The sequence below is a fragment of the Treponema sp. R80B11-R83G3 genome (assembly GCF_054786115.1).
The window spans coordinates 1-441 of sequence record NZ_BDHF01000504.1 but is presented as its reverse complement, the minus strand read 5'-3'; the positions used below and the strand labels follow the sequence as shown (position 1 = coordinate 441).

At 45.6% G+C, this 441-nt stretch carries 1 protein-coding gene; it reads right to left on the bottom strand.

Annotation, left to right across the window (positions count from 1 at the left end; all coding sequences use genetic code 11):
• Window positions 1-441: DegT/DnrJ/EryC1/StrS family aminotransferase (locus ACYVRH_RS14685; RefSeq protein WP_461257603.1), on the bottom strand; the 441-nt coding region annotated here is incomplete at both ends.

The following is a 441-nucleotide window of genomic DNA, read 5'->3' as shown; positions in this document are numbered from 1 at the left end:
CTTTGTATGCGCTGAAATTTTGAATTGCGGGGTAATGGATACTGGTTTGGATACCGTCTTGTTTCATTGATTCTATGACCGCCGCCCTGTCGATTTTTTCTGAAAGCAAAATCGGCATTATGTGATAATTTGGCTTTCCGCGAGAAAAAAACCTGAAAGGGATTAAGACGGACGGATATTTATCAAGGCGGCTGTAGTAGTGTTCCGTGAGTTTTTTTCTTTTTTCATTCGCGTCTTCAAGTTTGTTAAGTTGGACAAGCCCAAGGGCGGAACTTATTTCGTGGATACGGTAATTTAAGCCCGGCGACTGTACGTCATAGGAGACTGCCCTGCCTTTGTAGCGGTCAAAAGAGGGGACGGACATTCCATGAGAACGCAGAAGACGCAGTTTTTCAAACAAGTCCGAATTGCGCGTAACAACCATGCCGCCTTCGCCAACCG